The following is a 25829-nucleotide window of genomic DNA, read 5'->3' as shown; positions in this document are numbered from 1 at the left end:
ATCAGTCGCGGGGCCCGCCAGGGGCGATCACTTCCCGCGAACCGTTGCTGTTCATCGGCGTGACCACGCCGGCCATCTCCATCGACTCGATCATTCGCGCGGCGCGGTTGTAGCCGATCTTGAGCTTGCGCTGGACCGCCGAGATCGACGCGCGCCGGCTTTCGAGCACGAACTGCACGGCTTCATCGTACAACGCATCGGCTTCCGGGTCTTCCCCGTCGCCACCGCCCGAGCCGCCGTCGAAGCCACTGCCGGCCTCTTCCACGCCATTGAGGATGTCGTCGTTGTAGTCCGGCGCTCCGCGCAGCTTCCAGGCTTCGACGACGCGGTGCACTTCGTCGTCGGACACGAATGCACCGTGCACGCGGATCGGCAGGCTGGTGCCCGGCGGCATGTAGAGCATGTCGCCATGGCCGAGCAGCTGTTCGGCGCCCCCCTGGTCGATGATGGTCCGCGAGTCGATCTTGCTCGACACCTGGAACGCCATGCGCGTGGGGATGTTGGCCTTGATCAGGCCGGTGATGACGTCCACCGACGGCCGCTGGGTGGCCAGGATCAGGTGGATGCCGGCTGCACGCGCCTTCTGCGCGATCCGCGCGATGAGCTCTTCGACCTTCTTGCCGACGATCATCATCATGTCGGCGAATTCGTCGACCACCACCACGATGGTCGGCAAGGTCTTGAGCACCGGCGCTTCATCGTCCATGTTCTCGCGGCGGAACAAGGGGTCGGGGATGGTCTCGCCCGCGGCCTCGGCGTCCTTGACCTTGCGGTTGAAGCCGGCCAGGTTGCGCACGCCCATGGCCGCCATCAGCTTGTAGCGGCGCTCCATCTCGGCCACGCTCCAGCGCAGTGCGTTGGCAGCGTCCTTCATGTCGGTAACCACCGGGCAGAGCAGGTGCGGAATGCCTTCGTAGATCGACAGCTCGAGCATCTTCGGGTCGATCATGATCAACCGCGCGTCTTCCGGGCTGGACTTGAACAGGATCGACAGGATCATCGCGTTGACCCCCACCGATTTACCGGAACCGGTGGTACCGGCGACCAGCAGGTGAGGCATCTTGGCGAGATCGGTGATGACCGGCTTGCCGCCGATGTCGTGCCCCAACGCCAGCGTGACCGGGGACGTGGCGTCCTCGTACGGCGTCGACGACAGCACCTCGGAGAAGCGCACCATCTGGCGGTTCTCGTTGGGGATCTCGATGCCGACCGTGGTCTTGCCAGGGATGACTTCGACCACCCGCACGCTGGTCACGGCCAGCGAACGCGCCAGGTCCTTGGCCAGGTTGGAGATACGGCTGACCTTGACCCCGGCGGCAGGCTGGATCTCGTAGCGCGTGATCACCGGGCCAGGATGGATCGAGTCCACCGTCACTTCGACGCCGAACTCCTTGAGCTTGATTTCCAGCAACTGACCGACGCCGGCCAACGACTCGGGCGAATACTCGATCTTCTTTTCCTCGGCAGGGTCGAGGATGGAGATCGGCGGCAGGGTGCCTTCGACGGCGCTGTCGACGAAGGTCGAAACAGGCTTGGGCTTGGGCGCGACACGTGCGGGTTCGACGGCCCTGGGCGGGGTCGGCGTCGGCATGATGACGGGGGCGGCCAGGGCGGTGGCAGGCACCTCACGGGGCATGGGTGCAGGCGCGGACACGGGAGGCTGGACCGCCACGGCGTCGCGCTCGATGACCCGCTCGCGGGGCTTGGGTTGTTCTCGCTTGTCGGCCACGCTAGGCGCGGTCGGTGCAGGGCTGGCCGGTACAGCACTGGATGCGGCAGGTCTGGCTGTGGTCGGCATTGAGGAAGCCGGCGTCGAAGCGGCTGGCTTGACGACGGGGGCACTGCGCACCACCGGCTCGTCGACTTCGCGCAGCTGCGCCACCAGACGCTTGCGCTCGTTGCGCGCCTCCCACCAACGGCTGGCCGCGCCGCGCACCAGCTCGAACACATCGAGCGTGAGCTTGCCGGTCATGTCCATCACCTTGAACCAGGACAGGTCGGTGAAGACGGTCAACCCGAACAGGAACAGGGCGATGAAGGCCAGGGTGCTGCCCTGGACGTTGAGCAGGCTGCGGGCCAGTTCGCCCAGACCTTCGCCCAGGGCGCCACCGGCGGAAAACGGCAGGCTGGCCGGGGGATGGAAATGGATGTGCGCCAGGGCCGCGCCGGAGAGCACCAGAAACACCAGGCCGATCAGCCGCCAGGAGAACAGCCAGCCGCTCCACTGCCAGGGCTGGTGCCGCTCGCGGAAGATCTGCCAGGTCTTGATCCCCAGCAACAGCGGGAAGATATAGGCGAAATAGCCCAGCACCATGAACAGCACGTCGGCGCAGTAGGCCCCTGCACGGCCCGCGGCGTTCTGCACCTGGTCGATGTTGCTGGTGTGGGTGAACCCTGGGTCGGCGGTGTCGTAGGTCAGCAGCGCCATCCACAGGTACAGGCACAGCGCGCCGACGGCGATCAGCGCACCCTCCTTGAGTCGGTAATGCAACTGTTGCCGCCACAGGGGTACCGGCAAGGGAGTCGGAGATGCGGTGGATTTCTTCAAAACGCGTTTATTCCTGCGCATGGTGCGCGTCCAAGAGTGATCGACCCAAAGTGAACAGTCTGTGAATCACTGCTTTCAACAGTGCCGCCTGCCCATCGCCAGGGCGGCAGGCCTGAAACAAGGCTGGGTCCTGCACCCGTAATTTGAGCACGCATTTTGTTCTGTGACAAAGGCTTATGCTGTGTTTTTGCACAGGTGTGACAGCAAGGCGCCGTATTAGTTGCCCTCTCGCCACCGGCACCGCGCACGCTGCCTGGACAAACGCCCGCCTGTGCGCCCGCGCCCTGCGTTGACCTGTCGGCGCAAGGTCGCCATGCTGGGCGCTCCCCTCCCCCGCCGGCACAGAATGCCCATGCTGACTTGGCTGAACCGCGATTCCTTGACCTTTCCGCCCTTGAACACCGCCTTGCACGAACCCAACGGCCTGCTGGCGGCCGGAGGCGACTTGCGACCCGAGCGCCTGATCCAGGCCTACCGTCATGGCTGCTTCCCCTGGTACCAGGATGGCCAGCCGATCCTGTGGTGGTCGCCGGACCCGCGCACCGTGCTGTTCCCTGCCGAACTGCACGTGTCGCGCTCGCTGGCCAAGCTGTTGCGCCAGCAACGCTACCAGGTGAGTATCGACCAGGACTTCGCCGCCGTGGTCGCGGCCTGCGCGGCCCCTCGGACCTATGCCGACGGGACTTGGATCACCGAGCCCATGCAGGCCGCCTACTGCGAACTGCATCGACAGGGTGTCGCACACTCGGTCGAAGTGCGCGAGAACGGGGTGCTGGTCGGCGGGCTCTACGGCCTGGCCATCGGCCAGCTGTTCTTCGGCGAGTCCATGTTCAGCCGGGCGGACAATGCCTCAAAGGTCGGCTTCGTGACCTTGGTCAAGCGACTGGAACAGGCGAGCTTCGCCCTGATCGACTGCCAGATGCCCACCGACCACCTGCACAGCCTCGGTGCACGGGCGATTTCGCGAACCGAATTCGCCGAGGCACTGGCGCGCCACCTGGACACACCGCCGACCTCGACATGGCTCGGCTAGGCGCGCCGACCTGGCTGGCTTACACTTAGGGCAACGTTTCGCAAGGGGTCGACCATGACAGAACTGGCACGCCTGAAGTTCTTCGCCACTCAGCCCCATGACTGCAGCTACTTGCCGGAGGAACAGGCAACCACCCTGTTTCTAGACCCCAGCCAGCCGATGGACGTGCACGTGTACGCCGACCTGTCGGAAATGGGGTTCCGTCGCAGTGGCGACCATCTCTACCGGCCGCATTGCCAGCAGTGCAGCGCCTGCGTGCCCGCGCGCATTCCAGCCGCGCGCTTCATCCCCAACCGCCAGCAGCGGCGCATCCTCAAGCGCAATGCGGAGCTGGAAGTCACGGCCGTGCGGCCGACGTTCACCGAAGAGTACTTCGACCTGTACCGTCGTTACATCGAGCAGCGCCATGCCGATGGCGACATGTACCCACCGAGCCGTGAGCAGTTCTCGACGTTTCTGGTGCGCGACCTGCCCTTCTGCTGGTTCTACGAGTTCCGCCTGCACGGTCGGCTGCTGGCGATCGCAGTGTGCGACCTGCTGCCCAACGGCCTGTCCGCGGTCTACACCTTCTACGAGCCCGAGGAAGAGCGCCGCAGCCTGGGCCGCTACGCCATCCTGTGGCAGATCGGCGAGACAGTGCGTCGCGATCTGGACGCGGTGTACCTGGGCTACTGGATCAAGAACTGCCAGAAGATGAGCTACAAGACCCAATACCGCCCTATCGAACTGCTGATCAACCAGCGCTGGGTGAGCGTCAACTGAAAGCATTGGCTTGATAGCCGGTTTTCGGGCATAATCCACGCCACTTTTTTGCCTGATGCAGGGTTGTATCGGGCGATCATTGAATTATCGAGGGCTCAACTGCATGTCGAAAGAAGACAGCTTCGAAATGGAAGGTACTGTCGTCGACACCCTGCCTAACACCATGTTCCGCGTGGAGTTGGAAAACGGGCACGTCGTAACCGCGCACATCTCCGGAAAGATGCGCAAGAACTACATCCGAATCCTGACCGGTGACAAGGTCCGCGTCGAACTGACGCCCTACGACCTGAGCAAGGGCCGCATCACCTACCGCGCCCGTTAATCGCTCCACCCGCGTCAACGAAAAAGCCCGGCTCGATGCCGGGCTTTTTTGGTTGTGGGCTACACGCTACACGCTGAGCCTGGTACGGCCTGGACGCCTGGCCAGGCCAGCGTGCTGCTTGACGGCAACACGCCCGGCCACCGTCAGGCCACCTCCGCCGTGGTCTCGAAATCGAAGACCAGCTCCCCATCGCGCAAGTCGACATGAACGATACCGCCATGCTCGGCCAGTTCGCCGAACAGGATCTCTTCGGCCAGAGGCCGCTTGATCTTGTCCTGGATGAGCCGCGCCATGGGGCGCGCACCCATCTGCACGTCGTAGCCGCTGGCGGCGAGCCAGCCACGTGCAGCGTCGCTGACTTCCAGCTGCACACGCTTGTCTTCCAGCTGCGCCTGAAGCTCGATGAGGAACTTGTCGACGATGCTCTTGATCGTCTCGTGACTCAGACGACCGAACTGGATGATGGTGTCCAACCGGTTGCGGAACTCCGGCGTGAAGCTCTTGCGAATGACTTCCATGGCGTCGGATGCATGGTCCTGGTGCGTGAAGCCGATCGAGGCCCGCGACGCGGTTTCTGCACCGGCATTGGTGGTCATGATCAGGATCACGTTGCGGAAGTCCGCCTTGCGCCCGTTGTTGTCGGTCAGGGTGCCGTGGTCCATCACCTGCAGCAGCAGGTTGAAGACTTCCGGGTGGGCCTTCTCGATCTCATCGAGCAGCAACACGCAGTGAGGCTGCTTGGTGATCGCCTCGGTCAGCAAACCGCCCTGATCGAAACCGACGTAGCCAGGCGGTGCACCGATCAGACGGGACACGGTGTGGCGCTCCATGTACTCGGACATGTCGAAGCGCACCAGCTCCACGCCCAGGGCCTTGGACAGCTGGCGGGCTGCCTCGGTCTTGCCGACACCCGTGGGACCTGCGAACAGGAACGAACCGACCGGCTTGTCCGGCGCCTTGAGCCCGGCGCGCGACAGCTTGATGGCGGTTGCCAGCGAGTCGATGGCCGCATCCTGCCCGAACACCGTGAGCTTGAGGTCGCGCTCCAGGTTGCGCAGCAGCTCCTTGTCGGAACTGCTGACGTGTTTCGGGGGAATGCGTGCGATCTTGGCCACGATGTCCTCGACCTGCTGCACGTCGATGCGCTTGAGACGGCTGGTCGGCGGTTGCAGGCGCTGATAGGCACCCGCTTCGTCGATTACGTCGATGGCCTTGTCGGGCATGTGACGGTCATTGATGTAGCGCGCGGCCAGCTCGGCAGCGGCACGCAGGGCTTCGTCGCTGTACTCGATGTCGTGGTGCGACTCGAAGCGCCCTTTCAGGCCGCGCAGGATGCCCACGGTGTCTTCGACCGACGGTTCCGAGACATCGACCTTCTGGAAGCGTCGTGCCAGGGCCCGGTCCTTCTCGAAGATGCCGCGAAACTCCTGGAAGGTCGTCGAGCCGATGCACCGGATCTCGCCGGACGACAGCAGTGGCTTGAGCAGGTTGGAGGCGTCCATGACGCCACCGGACGCCGCACCCGCCCCGATGATGGTGTGGATTTCATCGATGAACAGGATGGCGTGGGGCCGCTTGCGCAGCTCGCCGAGCAGCGCCTTGAAACGCTTCTCGAAGTCGCCACGGTACTTGGTGCCGGCCAGTAGCGCGCCCAGGTCCAGCGAGTAGACCACGCTCTGCGCCAGCAGGTCAGGCACCTGACCGTCGACGATGCGCTTGGCCAGGCCTTCGGCGATGGCCGTCTTGCCGACGCCGGCCTCACCGACCAGCAGCGGGTTGTTCTTGCGACGGCGCGCCAGGATCTGCGCTACGCGCTCGACTTCCTGCTCGCGGCCGACCAGTGGGTCGATACGCCCTTGCCGCGCCTGCTCGTTCAGGTTGCTGGCGTAGGCATCGAGCGGGTTGCTGGAGGAAGAGGACTCGCCGCCCTCTTCGTCCTGCATGTCCTGCTCGCCTTCGGTACTCGGCCCATGACCCGGCACCTTGGAGATGCCGTGGGCAATGTAGTTGACCACGTCGATACGGGCCACGCTCTGCTGCTTGAGCAGAAACACCGCCTGGCTTTCCTGTTCGCTGAAGATCGCGACCAGCACGTTGGCGCCGGTGACTTCACGCTTGCCCGAGCTTTGGACGTGGAAGACGGCCCGCTGCAGGACACGCTGGAAGCCCAGGGTCGGCTGGGTTTCGCGGTCTTCGTCATGCACCGGAATCAGAGGCGTGGTGGAGTCGATGAACTCTTGCAGGTCATGCTTGAGCTTGTCGAGGTTGGCGCCACAGGCGCGCAGAACGGTCGCAGCGGCCTCGTTGTCCAGAAGCGCCAGCAGCAAGTGCTCGACGGTCATGAACTCGTGACGCTTCGAGCGGGCCTCCTTGAAGGCCAGATTGAGGGTGACTTCGAGCTCGCGGTTTAACATGGCTTCACCTCATACCCAAGTGGTCGGCGTTTAACCGTCCTTCTCGATTTCACAGAGTAGCGGATGCTGGCTTTCTCTCGCGTATTGGTTGACCTGCGTCGCCTTGGTTTCGGCGATGTCGCGGGTGAACAATCCGCAGACTGCCCGTCCTTCGGTGTGGACGGTCAGCATGATCTTGGTCGCCAGCTCGCGGTTCAGATTGAAGAACGTTTCGAGCACTTCGACGACGAAATCCATCGGCGTGTAGTCATCATTGAACAGTACCACCTTGTACATGGGTGGAGCCTGCAGGGCCGGCTTGGCTTCCTGAGTTGCCAGACCGGCGCCATCGTCGTCATGCGACTGCTGGCGATCCTGATTGAATGTTAGTCGAATCTGGCTGATTGCATGCATGGAAAGAATTTCATCACATCGACAGGTTAAGGTAGTGGGTCGGATCGCGCAGGCCTGCGACGCTGCAGCCGCCACGTGACCTTGACTATCGGCGAATCGGTGTTACAACCAATATAGAGTCCACCGTGGTCAATAAAGATCCGCGCAGTCAACCCAATTTTTTTGCAGGTTCGTATGCGGATGACGTCGATGATACTCCAGTGATGGAGCCTTTGCAGAGGGACATGAGGATGACGAGCGGTAAAGTCAAGTGGTTCAACAATGCCAAGGGCTATGGGTTCGTGAACACGGACGGCTCGACCGAGGACCTGTTCGCGCACTATTCGCACATCCAGATGGATGGATACCGGACCCTGAAGGCAGGTCAACGGGTCTTGTTCAACATCGTCCAGGGCCCAAAAGGGCTACATGCGGTAGAGATCAGGGCTGAGCCCACCAGTGTCGACGCGCCCCTGCCAGAAATGCCCGAGCTGGCAGGTACACGTTAACGCCTTGTGGGGCGTTTCCTGTCACCAATCGCTCCCTCGAGCGATTGGTGAGTCGCCGTATCCGTCATCCTCTTCTCTCCTACATCTTTGGTCGTATAAACGAACCGATATCATTCCCGCCTTGCCGATTCCGATGCCGTGTTTGTTATACTCCGGCCCTGACCGCAGGGTCACCGGGCGAACCCATGGAAAGACACGGCTCGCCCACTGGCCTCGACGGCCAACCTGCCTGGCGTGTTCCGCACTTCAGGCCATGACGCTCGACTGATGCATCCACCATCACCGCTTCGCTGCCGCTCGAGCCGTCCACGCCCAGGCCTGGACGTAGCGCCTACACAGCGCCTCTCGAGACCGGGCACGCTCGGCAAAACAGAGAGTTAACCCGCCTATGCCCTCCCGTTCCAAGATCATCTACACCTTCACCGACGAAGCCCCTGCCCTCGCCACCTATTCACTGCTGCCTGTCATCGAAGCGTTCACCGCATCGGCCGACATCGCCGTCGAAACGCGCGACATCTCGCTGGCTGGCCGCATCCTGGCCGCCTTCCCCGAGCAGCTTGGCGCCGAGAAGCAGGTAGGCGATCACCTGGCGGAACTGGGCCAACTGGCGACCACCCCTGAAGCGAACATCATCAAGCTGCCCAACATCAGCGCCTCGGTCCCGCAGCTCAAGGCCGCGATCAAGGAGCTGCAAGCCCAGGGCTACGCCATTCCCGACTACGCCGACGAGCCGGCCACGGACGCCGAGAAAGAGTCCCGCGCCCGCTACGACCGCATCAAGGGCAGCGCCGTCAACCCCGTGCTGCGCGAAGGCAACTCGGACCGCCGCGCCCCGCTGTCGGTGAAGAACTACGCGCGCAAGCACCCACACAAGATGGGCGCCTGGAGTGCCGACTCGCGCTCGCACGTGGCGCACATGGACAGCGGCGACTTCTATGGCAGCGAGAAGGCTGCGCTGATCGACGCCGATGGCAGCCTGCGCATCGAGCTGGTAGGCAAGGACGGCAACAGCACCGTGCTGAAGGAAAAGACCGCGGTCAACGCCGGTGAAGTGGTCGACTGCGCCGTCATGAGCCGCAAGGCGCTCAAGGCCTTCATCGCGCAGCAGATCGAAGACGCCAAGGCGTCGGGCGTGCTGTTCTCGGTGCACCTGAAAGCCACCATGATGAAGGTCTCCGACCCGATCATGTTCGGCATCATCGTCGAAGCCTTCTATGGCGACGTGCTCGCTCGTCACGCCGACGCCCTGGCCAAGGCCGGCTTCAATGCCAACAACGGCATCGGTGACCTGTACGCCCGTCTCAAGGACTTGCCGGCCGACCAGCAGACCGCCATCGAAGGCGAGATCCAGGCCCTGTACGCCGAGCGCCCGGCCCTGGCCATGGTCAACTCCGACAAAGGCATCACCAACCTGCACGTGCCGAGCGACGTCATCGTCGACGCCTCGATGCCAGCGATGATCCGCGACTCGGGCAAGATGTGGAACGCCGCCGGCGAACTGCAGGACGCCAAGGCGATCATTCCGGACCGTTGCTACGCCGGTATCTACCAGGCCGTGATCGAAGACTGCAAGGCCAACGGCGCCTTCGACCCGACCACCATGGGCAGCGTGCCGAACGTGGGCCTGATGGCGCAGAAGGCCGAAGAATACGGCTCCCACGACAAGACCTTCCAGATCAAGGCCGATGGCGTGGTCCGCGTGACCGACAGCCAAGGCAAGGTGGTGCTGGAGCAGGCCGTCGAGGCTGGCGACATCTTCCGCATGTGCCAGACCAAGGACGCGCCGATCCAGGACTGGGTCAAGCTGGCCGTCAACCGTGCCCGCCTGAGCGATACCCCAGCCGTGTTCTGGCTGGACCCGGCCCGTGCCCACGATGCCGTGATGATCGAGAAGGTGCAGACCTACCTCAAGGACCACGACACCCACGGCCTGGACATCCGCGTCATGGCGCCGGTCGAGGCGATCAAATTCTCGCTGGCCCGTATCCGCGAAGGCAAGGACACCATCTCGGTGACCGGCAACGTGCTGCGCGACTACCTGACCGACCTGTTCCCGATCATGGAGCTGGGTACCAGCGCCAAGATGCTGTCGATCGTACCGCTGATGAACGGTGGCGGCCTGTTCGAAACCGGCGCTGGCGGCTCGGCCCCCAAGCACGTGCAGCAGCTGGTGGAAGAGAACTTCCTGCGCTGGGATTCGCTGGGCGAGTTCCTGGCCCTGGCCGCCTCGCTGGAACACCTGGGTGAAGTCTACGACAACCCGAAAGCCAAGGTGCTGGCAGCGACGCTGGACAAGGCCACCGGCCAGTTCCTCGACACCAACAAGTCGCCAGCGCGCAAGGTCGGCGGCATCGACAACCGCGGCAGCCACTTCTACCTGACCCTGTACTGGGCCCAGGCCCTGGCTGCGCAAAGCGATGACACCGAGCTGCAGGCACGCTTCGCGCCGTTGGCCAAGACCCTGACCGAGAACGAAGCGACCATCGTCGCCGAGCTCAACGCCGTTCAGGGCAAGCCTGCCGACATCGGTGGCTACTACGCGCCGAACCCAGCGCTGACCGCCAAGGTGATGCGCCCTAGCGACACCTTCAACAGCGCCCTCGCGGCCCTGTAAGCCACCTGGCAACCTGCAGAAACCCCGGCCACGCACCGGGGTTTCTGCTTTTTGGGCTGCACGCCAGCGCGCCAGCACCGTCTGGACATTCTCTCGACGCCCGACCACACGCATGGCCGTCAGCTTGCAGCTTGCCGCCCCCTGCCCCCTGCCCCCGGAGGATCCCCATGTCCTGGCACCCCCATATCACCGTCGCCACCGTCATCGAAGACCAAGGCCGCTTCCTGATGGTCGAGGAATTCAAGGCCGGCAAGCACGTGTTCAACCAGCCCGCCGGGCATCTCGAACCGAACGAGACGCTGTGCCAGGCGGCCCTGCGCGAAACGCTCGAGGAAACCGCCTGGGAGGTCGAGCTGACCGGCGTGGTCGGCATCTACCTCTACACCGCGCCCAGCAACGGCGTGACCTACCAACGCATCTGCTTCGCCGCGCGGACGGTGCGTCACCATCCGCAACGCGCACTGGACACCGACATCGTCCGGGCGGTGTGGTTGAGCCGGGACGCGTTGCTGGCCGAGCCGGATCGCTGGCGCAGCGAGCTGGTCCCGCGCTGCATCGACGACTACCTGGCCGGGCCACTGCACAGCCTGGCGCTGCTGCGTGACTGACGTTCGCGAAGCGGCCTGCTAGAATCGGCGTTTTTCCCAGATACACACCGGTACCCATGACCAGCCCAGCACTCAAAGACCCCGCCAAGACCCGTGTCATCGTCGGCATGTCCGGCGGCGTGGACTCTTCCGTCTCCGCCCTGCTCCTGATCGAGCAGGGCTACCAGGTGGAAGGCCTGTTCATGAAGAACTGGGAAGAAGACGACGGAACCGACTACTGCACCGCCCGCGAAGACCTGGCCGATGCCCAGGCCGTGTGCGATCGCATCGGCATCACGCTGCACACGGCCAACTTCGCCGCCGAATACTGGGACAACGTGTTCGAGCACTTCCTCGAAGAGTACAAGGCCGGCCGCACTCCCAACCCGGACATCCTCTGCAACCGCGAGATCAAGTTCAAGGCCTTCCTGGACTACGCCCTGTCGCTGGGGGCGGACCTGATCGCCACCGGTCATTACGTGCGTCGTCGTGACATCGAGACCGAAACGCAGCTGCTCAAGGGCCTGGACCCGAACAAGGACCAGAGCTACTTCCTGCACGCCGTGGGAGGTCAGGAAATCGCGCGAACGCTGTTCCCGGTCGGTGAGCTGGAAAAGCCACAGGTGCGCGCCATTGCCGAACGGCACGGGCTGGCCACGGCCAAGAAGAAGGACTCGACCGGTATCTGCTTCATCGGCGAGCGCCGCTTCAGCGATTTCCTCAAGCAGTACCTGCCGGCCCAGCCAGGCGACATCGAGACCACCACGGGCGAGGTCATCGGCCGTCATCACGGCCTGATGTACCACACCATCGGCCAGCGCCAGGGGTTGGGCATCGGCGGCATGAAGGACGCCGGCGACGAGCCGTGGTACGTGCTCGAGAAAGACCTCGTGCGCAACGTGCTGGTGGTCGGCCAGGGCAACGATCACCCGTGGCTGTTCGCCCGCGCGCTGCTGGCCTCGGAGATCTTCTGGGTCAACCCGGTCGATCTGTCCACGCCACGCCGGCTCACGGCCAAGGTTCGTTATCGCCAGGGTGACCAGGGTTGCACGCTGGAGCGCACCGAGCACGGCTACCGCGCCGTGTTCGACGACGCCCAGCGCGCCGTCACCCCCGGGCAATCGGTGGTGTTCTACGACGGCGAGGTCTGCCTGGGCGGTGGCGTGATCGAGACGGCAGAGCCGTGGAGCCTGCGCGCATGAACACGACCCAGGAGCAACTGGTCGCACTGGGCGCCGTGTTCCAGGCGGCCGTGCTGGTCGACCGCATCGCACGTACCGGCCAGGCCGGCGAGGCCGAGCTGGGCTGCATGCTCGGCAGCCTGCTGGTCCGTGACCCCGACACCACCTTGCAGGTGTTCGGCGGCAGCGACGTGCACTTGCGCGAAGGGTACCGTGCACTGGTCGGCGCCCTCGAGCGCGACCCCAGCAGCCTGCAGCGTGAACCCTTGCGTTATGCGCTGTCCATGCTCGGTCTGGAGCGCCACCTGGGCAAGCGTGATGACCTGCTGGGCACCATCGGCCAACGCCTGCCGCAGATCCAGTCACAGGCCGATCACTTCGGCCTGGTGCACGACAACGTGATCGCCTCGTGCGGGGCCCTGTACCAAGACACCCTGAGCACCTTGCGCCAGCGCATCCAGGTGCATGGCGACACGCGCTTTCTGCAGCAGGCGAGCAACGCGTCGAAGATCCGCGCCATCCTCTTGGCCGGCATCCGGGCAGCGCGCCTGTGGCGTCAGGTGGGCGGGCATCGCTGGCAGCTGCTGTTCCGCCGCCGCAAGCTGCTCAACGAGCTGTACGACATGATGCGCACCTGACACGACGTCCCTGCATGGCCTGCACCAGGCCTGAGGCTCATGCCGTGTCCAGGGGCCTGCCAAAATAGGCGAGCAGAGACGGCACCGGGCGACACGCGCGTTGTCCGAGACCGATGGTGTGCAGTGCGCGACGCAAGGTCGCGCTTTTCATGTATGATATGCGCCCTCCAAAAGCCTGACTGTCCGAGAATACGCCATGCAGCTTTCCTCGCTCACCGCGGTTTCCCCCGTAGACGGCCGCTACGCCGGCAAAACCCAGGCCTTGCGCCCGATCTTCAGTGAATACGGCCTGATCCGTTTCCGGGCCCTGGTCGAAGTCCGCTGGCTGCAGCGCCTGGCAGCCCACCCGCAGATCGAGGAAGTGCCGGCCTTCTCCGAGCAGGCCAACGCCGTGCTCGACCGCCTGGCCACCGATTTCCAGCTCGAGCATGCCGAGCGTGTGAAGGAGATCGAACGCACCACCAACCATGACGTCAAGGCCATCGAGTACCTGCTCAAGGAGCAGGCGGCGCAACTGCCGGAGCTGGACAAGGTCAGCGAATTCATCCACTTCGCCTGCACCAGCGAGGACATCAACAACCTGTCCCACGCGCTGATGCTGCGTGCTGGCCGGGACGACGTGCTGCTGCCGCTGATGCGCCAGATCGCCGAGGCCATCCGCGCCCTCGCCCACCTGCACGCCGACGTGCCGATGCTGTCGCGCACCCACGGCCAGCCGGCCTCGCCGACGACCCTGGGCAAGGAACTGGCCAACGTGGTCTACCGCCTGGAGCGCCAGATCGCCCAGGTCGCTGCCGTGCCGCTGCTGGGCAAGATCAACGGCGCCGTGGGCAACTACAATGCGCACCTGTCGGCCTACTCGCAGATCGACTGGGAAGCCAATGCCCGTGCCTTCATCGAAGACGAGCTGGGCCTGGTGTTCAACCCCTACACCACCCAGATCGAACCGCACGACTACATCGCCGAGCTGTTCGACGCCATCGCGCGCTTCAACACCATCCTCATCGACTTCGACCGTGACGTCTGGGGCTACATCTCGCTGGGCTACTTCAAGCAGAAGACCGTGGCCGGCGAAATCGGCTCCTCGACCATGCCGCACAAGGTCAACCCGATCGACTTCGAGAACTCCGAAGGCAACCTCGGCATCGCCAACGCGCTGTTCCAGCACCTGGCGAGCAAGCTGCCGATCTCTCGCTGGCAGCGTGACCTGACCGACTCCACGGTGCTGCGCAACCTGGGCGTGGGCTTCGCGCACAGCGTCATCGCCTACGAGGCCAGCCTCAAGGGCATCGGCAAGCTGGAGATCAACCTCCAGCGCATCGCCGCCGACCTCGACGCGTGCTGGGAAGTGCTCGCCGAGCCGATCCAGACGGTGATGCGCCGCTTCAACATCGAGAACCCCTACGAGAAGCTCAAGGAGCTGACCCGTGGCAAGGGCATTACCCCAGACGCCCTGTTGACCTTCATCGACGGCCTGGACATGCCGGCCGAGGCCAAGGCCGAGCTGAAGGCACTGACCCCTGCCCGTTACATCGGCAATGCCGCCGAGCAGGCCAGACGCATCTGATCGGCGCCTTGTGTGCAACGCCCGGCCTGGCCGGGCGTTTTTATTCGTGACCCAAAACCCAGTTTTATCAATAGGTTGAACATGAATCCTGATACCCCACTTCAGCTGCTGGGCGGCCTGACGGCACGCGAGTTCCTGCGCGACTACTGGCAGAAGAAGCCTTTGCTGGTACGCAAGGCCTTCACCGACTTCGAAAGCCCGATCGATGCCGACGAACTGGCCGGCCTGGCGCTGGAAGAGGAAGTCGAGTCGCGCCTGGTGCTCGAGCAGGGCGAGCGCCCCTGGGAGCTGCGTCGCGGCCCGTTCACCGAGCAGACGTTCGCCGAGCTGCCCGAACGCGACTGGACGCTGCTGGTGCAGGCGGTCGATCAGTTCGTTCCTGAAGTGGCCGAGCTGCTGGAGCATTTCCGCTTCCTGCCCAGCTGGCGCATCGATGACGTGATGATCAGCTTCGCCGCCCCAGGCGGCAGCGTCGGCCCGCACTTCGACAACTACGACGTGTTCCTGCTGCAAGGCATGGGCAAGCGCAACTGGAAGATCGGCCAGGTGTGCGACAGCGACAGCCCGCTGATCACCCATGCCGACCTGCGCATCCTCGCCGACTTCGAGCAGAGCGACGAGTGGACACTCGAGCCCGGCGACATGCTGTACCTGCCGCCTCGCCTGGCGCACTACGGCGTCGCCGAAAACGACTGCCTGACCTACTCGGTCGGCTTCCGTGCACCGAGCGCTGCCGAAGTCCTGACCCACTTCACCGACTTCCTCAGCCAGTTCCTGCCGGACGAAGAGCGCTACAGCGACGCCGATGCCGAGCCGGCACGCGACCCGCACCAGATCCAGCGCGACTCGCTCGACCGCCTCAAGGCGTTGCTCAGCGAGCACATGGGCGATGAGCGCCTGCTGCTGACCTGGTTCGGCCAGTTCATGACCGAACCGCGCTACCCGGAACTGGTGAGCGGCGAAGCGCTGACCGAAGAGGACTTGCTCGACAGCCTGGAGCAAGGCGCCATCCTGATTCGCAACCCGAGCGCGCGGATGGCCTGGTCGGAAGTCGACGACGACCTGCTGCTGTTCGCCAGCGGTCAGAGCCGCCTGCTGCCGGGGCACCTGCGCGAGCTGCTCAAGCTGGTCTGCGCCGCCGACGCCCTGCACATCGAGAACCTGGCGCCCTGGCTGGAAGACGAAGACGGCCTGACCTTGGTCTGCCAGCTGGTCAAGCAAGGCAGCCTGGGTTTCGCCGATGAATAAGGTCCGTGTGCGCCTGGCCGACTGGCACAAGGACAACGCGGCCATCCGGTGCATCCGCGAGGCCGTGTTCGTGGCCGAGCAGCACGTGCCGCCCGAGCTGGAATGGGATGCCGAGGATGCCACGGCGCTGCACTTCCTGGCGCTCGAAGGCGATTACCCGGTCGGCACGGCACGCTTGCTGCGCGACGGCACCATCGGCCGGGTCTCGGTGCTCAAGGACTGGCGCGGCCTGAAGGTCGGGCAGATGTTGTTGCACGCCGTGATCCAGGAAGCCGAAGCGCAAGGCCTGGCTCAGCAGATGCTCAGCGCCCAGGTGCATGCGACCGCGTTCTACGAGCAGCTCGGGTTCCGGGTGGTGAGCGAAGAGTTCCTCGAAGCGGGCATTCCGCACGTGGACATGGTGCGCGAGGCATAACCCGTCTTGCTGGCGAGACGGTGGCGAGACTGCCACCGTCATCGCGGGCAAGCCCGCTCCCACAAGAGCAGCCACTCCCATCCAGTAGACGCTCGACTGCAAGATCAGGATGAGGTTATTGAACTGCACTTCAGATGATGGACAAAGTGTCCAACATCCGTGGCGCAGCCCATGTGCGTGTGGGAGCGGGCTTGCCCGCGATAGGCTTGTATGCGCCCTGCGACGAGCACTCCGCACCGCTCGCCCCGGCCCAACCTGTACATCCGTACAGATAACGCTTGCCTACCGCCCCGATTTTCCCCATCCTGACACGCCTCGACCCTTCACGAAGCGTTTGCGCCCCATGCGGCTGTTCCTCTGCGAAAAACCCTCACAAGCCAAGGACATCGCCAGTGTTCTGGGCGCCCGTCGGCGAGGTGACGGCTGCTGGCAGGGCCCCGACGTCTGCGTCACCTGGTGCATCGGCCACCTGCTCGAGACCGCCCCGCCCGACAGCTACGACGAGCGTTACAAGCGCTGGGTGCTGAGCGACCTGCCGATCATTCCGCCGGCCTGGAAGATGCTGGTCAAACCCAAGACCGCCAGCCAGTTCAAGGTGGTCAAGCGCCTGCTCGGTGAAGCACGCGAACTGGTGATCGCTACCGACGCCGACCGTGAGGGGGAGATGATCGCCCGCGAACTGGTGGAACACTGCCGTTACCGCGGGCCGATCCAGCGGCTGTGGCTGTCGGCGCTGGACGAGGCGTCGATCCGCAAGGCGCTCGGGCAATTGCGCCCTGGGCAGGACACCTTCACGCTCTACCACTCGGCCTTGGGTCGTTCACGCGCCGACTGGCTGATCGGCATGAACATGAGCCGTCTGTTCACCTTGCTCGGGCGTCAGTCGGGCTATCAGGGCGTGCTGCCGGTCGGCCGTGTGCAGACGCCTACCTTGCGCCTGATCGTGGACCGCGACCACAGCATCGAGGCCTTCGTGCCCATGCCCTACTGGGCCATCGAGGCGCAGCTCGACCACGCGGGCACCACGTTCACCGCCCACTGGCGCGTGCCTGAAGACCAGAGCGACGATCAGGGACGCTGCCTGAAACGCGAAGTCGCCGAGCAGGCGGCGCAGGCGATGCGCGCCGCCGCCACGGCGACGGTGCTCGAAGTGGCCACCGAGCGTGTCCGCGAGGTCGCGCCTTTGCCGTTCGACCTGGGCACCTTGCAGGAAGTGTGCTCGAAGAAGTTGGGGCTAGGGGCACAGGAAACGCTGGACATCGCCCAGTCGCTGTACGAGACGCACAAGCTGATCACCTACCCGCGCAGCGACTGCGGCTACCTGCCGCTGAGCCAGCATGGCGAGGCGGCAAGCATTCTGTCGGCGCTGCAGCGTGCCGATGCGCGCCTGGCCTCGCTGCAACCGTACCTGCAGCCGCAGCGGCGCTCACGCGCCTGGAACGATGCCAAGGTCACCGCGCACCACGGCATCATCCCGACGGCCGTCGCCAGTGACCCGGAACGCCTGCCCGGCACGGCCAAGGCGGTGTACACGCTGATCCGGGCGCGCTATCTGGCGCAGTTCCTGCCCCACCACGAGTACGATCGCACCCAGGCCGAGTTCGACAGTGCCGGCCATGCCCTGCGCGCCGTCGGCAAGCAGATCGTCGAACCGGGCTGGCGCCGCGCCCTGCCGGAGGCGCTAGCGCCGGCCAAGGGCCGTGAAGCCCCACCTGCGCAAGTGCTGCCTGTGCTGAACCAGGGCATGACGTGCCGCGTGCTCGAGGTGCTGCTCAAGGACCTGTGGACGCAGCCGCCCAAACCGTTCACCGAGGGCGACCTGATCAAGGCCATGAAGAACGTGGCCAAGTGGGTCGAAGACCCGCGGCTCAAGCAGAAGCTCAAGGAAACCACGGGCATCGGCACCGAAGCGACCCGCGCCAGCATCATCCAGGGGCTGCTCGACCGGGGCTACCTGGTCAAGAACGGCAAGGCCCTGGTCGCCACGCCGGCCGCCCGCAGCCTGATCGCCGCCGTGCCCAAGGCCATCGCCGACCCTGGGACGACGGCGATCTGGGAGCAGGCGCTGGACATGGTGCAAAGCGGCGAGATGACCTTGGAAGAGTTCGTCACGCGGCAGTCGGCGTGGGTCGGCAAGCTGGTGGAGCGTTGCGCGGGCATGCGCCTGACCATCACCGGGCCGGCCGCCCCGGCGGGCAAGGCGGGCGCCCCGTGGAAGAAGAAGCGCAAGGCCAGTGGGGCGCGTTCGGGCGATGGCGCCAAGACCAAGAGCACCGCTGGCAAGGCGACGGCTGGCGCGCCACGGCAGCGAAGAGCGCCCAAGGCGGATTGAGTGCCGGGTCTGGGGGTGTGATCCTTCGCTGACAGGGCCCTGTACCTTGTGGCTACCTTGGTCACGGCAGGCCTGCGCTCATGGCATGAATCGTCTTTTCCAGCGACGATTAGCGACGATTGATGCCGTACCGCGTTGGCCTAATACGACGTAGACCACATCACTGATCTGGCAAAGCGGTTCAACCCCCCTGTGGGAGCGGGCTTGCCCGCGATACAGGCGGTGATGAGCCGGACGCTATCGCGGGCAAGCCCGCTCCCACAAGCTGCTTGCGCAGTCATGCCTACATTGATGGCTGCAGAGGTCTGGGTGGGAGCTGGCTTGCCAGCGATAGGGCCCTGCCAGGCGCCGCATGCGGCCGGGCATGTACCGAGTAGAAAAGACAGTTGCTCCCACAGGAGGACTGCGCTTGCCTGTACCAGGCCGGTGAACCCGTGGATGCAACAATGGCGCTGCCTTGAGGCTTTTTCCAAGAGGTTGGAAAGGCCTGGCCCTTCGACCCCGTGAAATCGATCATTCGGGTAGAGCCTGGTGTAGGCCCAAGAAGATCATCGCCCGCGACAGGACACCCGTCGCTGAACAAGCAACCGTATCGAAGCTGACAGGCTCGTCCATTGCTGGTTACCATGGCAGACCAAGAACAGGGATGCGTGATCGACAGGGGTGTCGGCTTTGTCAGCGATGAACCTCGCCTCGCCGCAGAACCTGACCTCCTTCACCCTTCAAGCGCCCTTCTCATGCCTTTCGAACTCACCGTTGAACCCCTCACCCTGCTGATCCTCATCGGCGTCGCCTTTCTCGCCGGTTTCATCGATGCGATCGCAGGCGGCGGCGGGCTGCTGACCGTGCCCGCCTTGCTGACCGCAGGCATGCCCCCTCACCTGGTGCTGGGCACCAACAAGCTCAGTTCCACCTTCGGCTCGGCCACCGCGACCCTCACCTACTACCGACGCAAGCTGTTCCACCCGGCACAGTGGCGTCTGGCGATCGGCGGCACGCTGGTCGGCGCGCTGCTGGGCGCCGTGGTCGCCCACTACCTGCCTGCCGAATGGCTGAACAAGATGCTGCCGGTCATGGTCTTCGCCTGCGGCCTGTACCTGTTGTTCGGCGGCACGCCGAAAGCGCCTGCCGACGCCGACGCGCCCATCCGCAAGACCTGGCAACTGCCCCAAGGCCTGTCGCTGGGCTTCTACGATGGCGTCGCCGGCCCCGGCACGGGCGCCTTCTGGACGGTAAGCACCCTGCTGCTCTACCCGGTCGACCTGGTGCGCGCCAGTGGCGTGGCACGCAGCATGAACTTCGTCAGCAACGCAGCAGCGCTGTCGGTCTTCGTGTTTTCCGGCCAGGTGGACTGGATCGTCGGCCTGGCCATGGGCCTTTCGGTGATGGGCGGCGCGTTCTTCGGCGCCCGCACGGCGATCAGCGGCGGCAGCAAGTTCATCCGCCCGGTGTTCATCACCGTGGTGCTGGCCCTGACCGTGCGCTTAGCCTGGCAGCACTGGTTCGGGCAGGCCTGACCGCTGCGCCACATAGAGATCGATCAGGTGGCGCGCGATCGAGCGCGTGGCAGGCAGCGGCGGCAGGTCATGGATGTCGAACCAGCGGGCATCCTCGATCTCCTCCGGCTGCATGACGATCTCGCCACCGGCGTACTCGGCATGAAAGCCCAGCATCATGGAATGCGGGAACGGCCAGCACTGGCTGCCGACATAGCGGATGTTGCGCACGCTCACCGCCACTTCCTCGCGCACCTCGCGCACCAGACAGTCCTCGGCCGACTCGCCAGGCTCGGCAAACCCGGCCAGGGTGCTGTAGACCCCTGTCACGAACCGCGGCGAGCGCGCCAGCAACACCTCGTCGCCGCGGGTCACCAGCACGATCATGCTGGGTGAAATCCGTGGATAGCTGCGCAGGTCACAGACCGGACAGTGCATGGCCCGCTCCCAGCGCACCTGCGTGGTCGGCTGCCCGCAACTGCCGCAAAAGCGGTGTTCGCGCGCCCAGGTGCCGATTTGCGCGGCATAGCCCAACACCTGGTAGACGGTGTAGTCGCCTTCCAGCATGAAGGCCCGCAGCCCTTGCCAACGGTGACCCGGCACGCTGGCGGTGTTGCGCAGCTCGAGCAGGAACAGCGGCTGCCCATCGAGATGACCGAGGCCATGCTCGCACAGGACGTCCAGCCCCTGGCGCTTGAGCCAGCCCCGATCGAACACCGGGCCCCGCTCACCGAGCAGGAAGCCTTCCGGCCCGCGGGCGACGGCCACTCCACCGGAGGTGTCCGGGTCCAGTACTGCAGTGCTCCAACGTGACGACATGCAAGCGGTTCCTCGAGGCGTGCCGACTGACCGTCAATCGGCGAAGTCTGGGGTGTGTCGGTTCGTGTGCGCCAGCATGGCCAGGCGCACGTCTTGCGATTGCAGCATGGCCGCGTTCCAGGTAGCGACGTAGTCCAGCCCATCGGCCACGCTGTGGTCGCGCATGTAGCTGATCATCCGCTTCGTCCCGGCGACAGCCAGTGGCGACTTGGCGGCGATCTGCGCGGCGATGTCGAACACACCTTGCAGCAAGGCGGGCGTGTCGCCATAGACGCGGTTGACCAGCCCGATGTGCAGGGCCTCCTGGGCCTCGACCGCACGCCCGGTGTACGCCAGCTCACGCAGCAGGCCGTCGCCGATGATCCGCGGCAGACGCTGCAAGGTTCCGACATCGGCCGCCATGCCAAGGTCGATTTCCTTGATCGAGAAATGCGCATCGGCGCTGCAGTAGCGCATGTCGCAGGCCGAGATCAGGTCGATGGCGCCCCCGATGCAGTACCCCTGAATGGCTGCCAGCACCGGCTTGCGGCATTGATCGACCGCGTCGAACGAGGCCTGCAGGCGCAGGATGGTGCGGCGCAGCGTGCGAGCGTTACGGCCCACGTCAGGCCCCAGCTGACCGGCCACCGAGGCCAGCAGGCTCAGGTCGATCCCGGCGGAAAAGTGCTTGCCCGCGCCACTGAGCACCACCACGCGCACGGCATCGGTCTCGTCGGCCCAGCGAAAGACCTCGACGATCTCTTCCCAGAACGCCGCATGCATGGCGTTGACCTTGTCGGCACGGTCGATCTGGATGTGGGCGATGTGGTCGTTCAGTTCGACCTTGAAGGCGGTGTAGGGATTCACGCGACACTCCTGCGAAGAATGAGCCAGAGCCTGGACTATACCTCAGCCTGCGACCACGACAGCCATGGCGTTATCTCGGCGAGCAGCCCGAACCAGGGTGGTGATCGATGATCGGGCTGGGCCGACCGAACAGATAGCCCTGCAGGTGCGAGCACCCCTCCTGCGCCAGGCGCAGCATCTGCTCGCGCGACTCCACGCCCTCGGCGGTGGTCTTGATCAGCAGGCTGCTGCTCAGGCCGGTGATGGCCCGGATGATCGACAGCGCCTCGCGGCTCTCGCCCATCTCGTGCACGAACGACTTGTCGATCTTGATCCGGTCGAAGGGGAAGGAGCGCAGGTAGCCGAGCGAAGAGTAGCCCGTGCCGAAGTCGTCCAGGGAAATGCCGACGCCCATCTGCTTGAGCGCGCGCAGAGTGCGAATGTTCTCCTCGCTGTTCTCCAGCAGCACCGACTCGGTGATTTCCAGCTCCAGGCGCTGCGCCGGCAGGCCTGAATCCGACAGCGCCAGGGCCACGTCCTCCACCAGGTGGCTGTTCTTGAACTGCTTGGGCGACAGGTTGACCGCGACCGTCTGCCCGTTTTGCCAGCCTGCGGCCTCGCGGCAGGCCAGGTTGAGCACGCGGCTGCCGACCTCGTGGATCAGGCCGGACTCCTCGGCGATGGGGATGAAGTCCATCGGCATGATCAGGCCCTTGCTGGGGTGATCCCAACGCACCAGCGCCTCGTACCCGGTGACCACTTCGCCGGTGCGGTCGACGATGGGCTGGTAGTGCAGTTGCAGCTGCCCCAGGTGCAAGGCCGCCCGCAGATCGGTCTCGACCAGGCGCCGCTTGCGCGCGGCGACGTCGAGGGCGAGGTGGAAGCTTTCATGGCGGTTGCGACCGCGCCGCTTGGCCTCGTACAAGGCCATGTCGGCATAACCGAGCAATTGCTCGGCCTGCAGGTGATCGACGGGCGCAAAGGCGATGCCGATGCTCAGGCCCAGCGAAAAGCGGTGCCCCTCGATGTGGAACGGGGGGGCGACGGCGTCGATCAGCCGCTGTGCGGTCGCCTGCGCCAGTGCTGGCGATGCCAGGTCGCCGAGCACCACCGCGAACTCATCGCCCCCCAGGCGCGCCAGGGTGTCCTGGTCGCGCAGCTCGCGGCGCAAACGCCCGCTCAACGCCCGCAGCAGCTTGTCGCCGAACGCATGCCCCAGGGCATCGTTGACGTTCTTGAAGTTGTCCAGGTCCAGGCACAAGGTCGCGGTGACCCGCCCGCTGGCGCCATCGCGCTCCAGGGCCTTGCGCAGCCGTTCATTGAACAGCGTGCGATTGGGCAGGCCGGTCAGCGCGTCATGGTGGGCCATGTGCTGGATCTGGGCATGGGCGGCACGTTCCTCGGTGACATCCTCGGCGATGAACAGCACGTAGCTGTCGGTGGAGGTAGCGTCTTCGCAACGCAGGGCGCGGCTGCGCAGGGTGCGCATGCCCAACAGGGTCGGCACGCGGTTTTCGATGACCTGGGCCTGCCGGCGTTCGGCGCCCCAGGCCAGCTGCTGACGCAGGTAGTGCGCAGCCTCCGGTGCCAGGGCCTCTTCTGGCAAGCGTCCGACCATGCCGCCGAGCGCGCCACAGAACAGCTGCTCGGCATGCTGGTTGGCCAGCAGGATACGCTGGCTATGGGCGTCCTGGACCACGATGCTGGCGGGAATGTGCGCGATCACCGAGTCGAGGAACCGCGACAAGGTCTGCATTTCCTGGCTGTAGCTCTCGGCCAGCTCCTTGGCTGCCAGCAGCTCCAGTTCGTGCTGGCGTCGCTCGCTGATGTCGCGGGTGATCTTGGCGAAGCCGATCAGCTCGCCCGCCTCGTCATACACGGCATCGATCACCACGTGGGCCCAGAACGCCGAGCCATCCTGGCGCTGCCGCCAGCCTTGGTCCTCGAAACGCCCCTCCTGGCGCGCACGGTCCAGATTACGCTGGGCCACGCCTGCCTTGCGCTCCACGTCGGTATAGAACACCGAGTAGTGCTGCCCGATGATTTCCTCGGACGTATACCCCTTGGCCCGCTGTGCGCCCGGGTTCCAGTTGGCGACCACGCCTTCGGGGGTCAGCAGGTAGATGGCATAGTCGACGACGCCCTGGACGAGCAGGCGGTACATCGTGTCGGAGCTGGCAGTGGACAACATGGTGGGCGACCTCATGAAACACGCCGACCCCATGCGGGGATCGGCGCCAAAATGCTGCCACTATGCCACTTTTGGATCCATCCGTCTGCCTAGTCGACGTGCGTGCCCTCGCCGACCGGCGACCACCGCGCCACTGGTTCCTGGGCACAGTGGGCGCGATCGTTTACCGGGCATTGCGACCGGTGCAGGTTGAGGGCCGTGTTGATGATGCCGATGTGGCTGAACGCCTGGGGGAAGTTGCCCAGCATACGTTGGCCGACGGGGTCATACTGTTCGGCCAGCAACCCGACGTCGTTGCACAGCCCGGTCAGCCGCTCATACAGCGTCAGCGCGTCGTCTCGACGGCCGAGCAGCACGTAGACGTCGGCCAGCCAGAACGAGCAGACCAGGAACGTGCCTTCGCCCGTCGACAGGCCATCGCACGCGCTTTCGGTGTCATAGCGCAGCAGTAGCCCGTTGTGCAGCAACCGCTGCTCGATCTGCGCCAGCGTGCGCAGGAACCGGGGGTCGTCTGCCGGCAGGAAGCCGGTCAGCGCGATCTGCAACAGGCTGGCGTCGGTCTCGCTCGAACCATAGGCCTGCACGAAGTGCTGGCCGGTCGGGTCCAGGCCACGTTCGCACACTTCCTGATGGATCTGGTCGGCAACCTGCCGATAGTGCACGCCCAGCGCGTGTTCCTCGGGGTTGTCCAGGGCCAGGCTGGCGACCCGGTCGAAGGCGACCCAGGCCATGACCTTGGAGTGCACGAAGTGCTGACTGCCGCCACGGACTTCCCAGATCCCCTCGTCCGGCTCGCGCCAGATGCGCTCGACGTGGGGCATGATGGAACGGGCGATGGAAGCACTGCGCGGATGGGTCGGCAGCCCGCCCTTGACGGCTTGCGTCATGGCGTCGGCGACCTCCCCGTAGATGTCCAGCTGGTGCTGCCCGGCCGCGCCGTTGCCGACACGCACCGGCTGCGAGTGCTCGTAGCCGGCCAGCCACGGCAACGTGTACTCCTGAAGGTCACGCTCGCCTGCCAGGCCATACATGATCTGCATCTGCTCCGGGTTCCCCGCCACCGAGCGCAGCAACCATTCGCGCCAGGCCTGGGCCTCCTCGAAGTAGCCCAGGTTCATGAACGCCAGCAAGGTCATGGTGGCGTCACGCAGCCAGCAGAAGCGGTAGTCCCAGTTGCGCTCGCCACCGATACGCTCGGGCAGCGAGGTGGTCGCCGCCGCAACGATGCCTCCGGTCGGCTCGTAGGTCAGGGCCTTGAGCGTCAGCAGAGAGCGGCGCACCAACGGCGTCCATTCGCCCACGTCGGGGCAACGCGCGGCGAAGGCTCTCCAGTGTTCGATGCTGTGCCGCACGGTGTCGTCGATGTCCACCGGCGCCTCGGGCGGCAGGTGCGAGGGCTGATGGGTCAGGCTGAAGACATGCCGCTCGCCGGCCGCCACGCGAAAACGACAGACACTGTGGTGATCCATGCCATGGGTCTCGACGGTGCTGCGCAGGATCAACCGGTCCGGTCCGGCCACGGCGCTGACGGTCAGCGGGTCGAGCTTTTCGACCCAGGGCACGCTGCGGCCGTAGTCGAACCGCAGCACCAGGTCCATCTCGAATGCGGTCTCCCCGACCAGGCCCTCGATGATCCGTACAACCGTGTTGTGCTCGCCCATGGGCATGCAGTCGCTGACGCGGGCACGGCCTGCGGCGGTGGTGTAGGTGGTTTGCAGGACCAGCGTGTCGTCCAGGTAGCTGCGCTCGACCTGCTCCACCGTGTCGCTGGGGGCGATGCGCCAGCGGCCGTTTTCCTCGTTGCCCAGCAGGGCCGCGAACACGGCCGGCGCATCGAAACGGGGCATGCACAGCCAGTCCATCGAACCGTCACGGTTCACCAGGGCCGCACTGCGACAGTTGCCCAGCAAGGCATAATCTTCAATCAAAGCCGGCATGTCTTCTCCAGAAAAGGTC

The 25829-nt window shown here is 65.0% G+C and carries 20 protein-coding genes; 13 read left to right on the top strand and 7 right to left on the bottom strand.

What is annotated here, in order from left to right:
• Position 1: 1 nt before the first annotated feature.
• Positions 2–2569 carry a DNA translocase FtsK gene (locus G7Z99_RS10020; protein WP_181093543.1) on the bottom strand — a complete coding sequence of 856 codons (2568 nt, stop codon included), beginning with the start codon at positions 2567–2569 and terminating at the stop codon, positions 2–4.
• A gap of 331 nt (positions 2570–2900) precedes the next feature.
• On the opposite strand from G7Z99_RS10020, the gene aat reads away from it, so the two are divergent.
• The 3 genes from aat (at position 2901) to infA (ending at position 4665) form a co-directional block, all read left to right on the top strand.
• Positions 2901–3581 carry a leucyl/phenylalanyl-tRNA--protein transferase gene (gene aat / locus G7Z99_RS10015; RefSeq protein ID WP_181093542.1) on the top strand — a complete coding sequence of 227 codons (681 nt, stop codon included), beginning with the start codon at positions 2901–2903 and terminating at the stop codon, positions 3579–3581.
• A 54-nt stretch (positions 3582–3635) separates the two neighbouring features.
• A complete protein-coding gene (locus G7Z99_RS10010) occupies positions 3636–4343 on the top strand; it encodes an arginyltransferase (protein ID WP_181093541.1) in 708 nt (235 codons plus the stop codon).
• Positions 4344–4446: 103 nt separating this feature from the next.
• A complete protein-coding gene (infA, locus tag G7Z99_RS10005; protein WP_002553999.1) occupies positions 4447–4665 on the top strand; it encodes a translation initiation factor IF-1 in 219 nt (72 codons plus the stop codon).
• A 143-nt stretch (positions 4666–4808) separates the two neighbouring features.
• Here the strand turns inward: infA and clpA are convergent, their stop codons facing one another.
• A complete protein-coding gene (clpA, locus tag G7Z99_RS10000; RefSeq protein ID WP_181093540.1) occupies positions 4809–7079 on the bottom strand; it encodes an ATP-dependent Clp protease ATP-binding subunit ClpA in 2271 nt (756 codons plus the stop codon).
• Positions 7080–7109: 30 nt separating this feature from the next.
• Positions 7110–7472 carry an ATP-dependent Clp protease adapter ClpS gene (gene clpS, locus G7Z99_RS09995; protein WP_181093539.1) on the bottom strand — a complete coding sequence of 121 codons (363 nt, stop codon included), beginning with the start codon at positions 7470–7472 and terminating at the stop codon, positions 7110–7112.
• Between the two features lie 230 nt (positions 7473–7702).
• Here clpS and cspD point away from each other — a divergent pair, with 230 nt between their 5' ends.
• The 10 genes from cspD (at position 7703) to G7Z99_RS09945 (ending at position 20059) form a co-directional block, all read left to right on the top strand.
• Entirely contained in the window at positions 7703–7960 is a 258-nt protein-coding gene (gene cspD, locus G7Z99_RS09990; RefSeq protein WP_181093570.1) for a cold shock domain-containing protein CspD, read from the top strand.
• A gap of 388 nt (positions 7961–8348) precedes the next feature.
• On the top strand, positions 8349–10574 hold the full coding sequence (locus G7Z99_RS09985; protein WP_181093538.1) for an NADP-dependent isocitrate dehydrogenase: 2226 nt from the start codon (positions 8349–8351) through the stop codon (positions 10572–10574).
• A gap of 167 nt (positions 10575–10741) precedes the next feature.
• Positions 10742–11182, top strand: coding sequence for an NUDIX hydrolase (locus tag G7Z99_RS09980; protein ID WP_181093537.1), 441 nt, complete (start codon positions 10742–10744; stop codon positions 11180–11182).
• A 56-nt stretch (positions 11183–11238) separates the two neighbouring features.
• A complete protein-coding gene (gene mnmA, locus G7Z99_RS09975; protein ID WP_181093536.1) occupies positions 11239–12363 on the top strand; it encodes a tRNA 2-thiouridine(34) synthase MnmA in 1125 nt (374 codons plus the stop codon).
• Complete coding sequence (hflD, locus tag G7Z99_RS09970) at positions 12360–12980, top strand: high frequency lysogenization protein HflD (RefSeq protein WP_181093535.1); 621 nt, start codon at positions 12360–12362, stop codon at positions 12978–12980. The genes mnmA and hflD overlap by 4 nt, the downstream gene beginning before the upstream one ends.
• Before the next feature lie 196 nt (positions 12981–13176).
• The gene (gene purB / locus G7Z99_RS09965) at positions 13177–14547 is read left to right on the top strand and encodes an adenylosuccinate lyase (protein ID WP_181093534.1); all 1371 of its coding nucleotides are present in this window, start codon (positions 13177–13179) and stop codon (positions 14545–14547) included.
• An 81-nt stretch (positions 14548–14628) separates the two neighbouring features.
• Entirely contained in the window at positions 14629–15795 is a 1167-nt protein-coding gene (locus G7Z99_RS09960; protein ID WP_181093533.1) for a ribosomal protein uL16 3-hydroxylase, read from the top strand.
• Positions 15788–16210, top strand: a complete 423-nt coding sequence (locus tag G7Z99_RS09955; RefSeq protein ID WP_181093532.1) for a GNAT family N-acetyltransferase — start codon at positions 15788–15790, stop codon at positions 16208–16210. Before G7Z99_RS09960 ends, G7Z99_RS09955 begins: the two co-directional genes overlap by 8 nt.
• Positions 16211–16553: 343 nt before the next feature.
• A complete protein-coding gene (locus G7Z99_RS09950) occupies positions 16554–18542 on the top strand; it encodes a DNA topoisomerase III (protein WP_181093531.1) in 1989 nt (662 codons plus the stop codon).
• 737 nt (positions 18543–19279) lie between these two features.
• Positions 19280–20059 carry a TSUP family transporter gene (locus tag G7Z99_RS09945; RefSeq protein WP_181093530.1) on the top strand — a complete coding sequence of 260 codons (780 nt, stop codon included), beginning with the start codon at positions 19280–19282 and terminating at the stop codon, positions 20057–20059.
• On the opposite strand, the gene nudC is transcribed toward G7Z99_RS09945, so the two are convergent.
• The 4 genes from nudC to G7Z99_RS09925 all read right to left on the bottom strand — a co-directional run bounded on the left by nudC (position 20027) and on the right by G7Z99_RS09925 (position 25810).
• Entirely contained in the window at positions 20027–20857 is an 831-nt protein-coding gene (gene nudC, locus G7Z99_RS09940; protein ID WP_181093529.1) for an NAD(+) diphosphatase, read from the bottom strand. The two genes, G7Z99_RS09945 and nudC, sit on opposite strands and share 33 nt — an antisense overlap.
• Before the next feature lie 33 nt (positions 20858–20890).
• Complete coding sequence (locus tag G7Z99_RS09935; protein WP_181093528.1) at positions 20891–21703, bottom strand: crotonase/enoyl-CoA hydratase family protein; 813 nt, start codon at positions 21701–21703, stop codon at positions 20891–20893.
• A 70-nt stretch (positions 21704–21773) separates the two neighbouring features.
• On the bottom strand, positions 21774–23873 hold the full coding sequence (locus G7Z99_RS09930) for a putative bifunctional diguanylate cyclase/phosphodiesterase (RefSeq protein WP_181093527.1): 2100 nt from the start codon (positions 23871–23873) through the stop codon (positions 21774–21776).
• Between the two features lie 89 nt (positions 23874–23962).
• A complete protein-coding gene (locus G7Z99_RS09925) occupies positions 23963–25810 on the bottom strand; it encodes a glycoside hydrolase family 15 protein (RefSeq protein ID WP_181093526.1) in 1848 nt (615 codons plus the stop codon).
• Between the last annotated feature and the right edge of the window lie 19 nt (positions 25811–25829).

It is taken from the genome of Pseudomonas entomophila (assembly GCF_013523165.1).
GTDB lineage: Bacteria > Pseudomonadota > Gammaproteobacteria > Pseudomonadales > Pseudomonadaceae > Aquipseudomonas > Aquipseudomonas entomophila_A.
This window is presented reverse-complemented; position numbering and strand designations above follow the sequence as displayed.